Annotated in this window: 1 rRNA gene; it reads left to right on the top strand. The window is 42.8% G+C overall.

Annotation, left to right across the window (positions count from 1 at the left end):
• Positions 1–212: 212 nt before the first annotated feature.
• Positions 213–285 (top strand): 5S ribosomal RNA (rrf, locus tag Q4550_RS23365); the annotation flags it as partial.

The following is a 285-nucleotide window of genomic DNA, read 5'->3' as shown; positions in this document are numbered from 1 at the left end:
GATGAGGTAGATAGGTTCGGGGTGGAAGCGTGGCAACACGTGGAGCTGACGAATACTAATCGATCGAGGGCTTAACCGATTAAATTGGAAAACGTTGTGCGTGCTATCTAGTTTTCAAGGAATGAAAATTTTTCTTGATCTTTACAAAGAATTATAGTAAGATATATCTTGTCCTTGGTTAAACACTTTCTAGTGGAACAACCTTTGATTAGTCTGGTAATGATGGCGAAGAGGTCACACCCGTTCCCATGCCGAACACGGAAGTTAAGCTCTTCAGCGCCGATG

The organism is Anaerobacillus sp. 1_MG-2023 (assembly GCF_030547345.1).
Classification (GTDB): domain Bacteria; phylum Bacillota; class Bacilli; order Bacillales; family Guptibacillaceae; genus Guptibacillus; species Guptibacillus hwajinpoensis_B.
The sequence above is the reverse complement of the archived record's forward strand: the minus strand, read 5'-3'. Positions and strand labels throughout refer to the sequence as shown.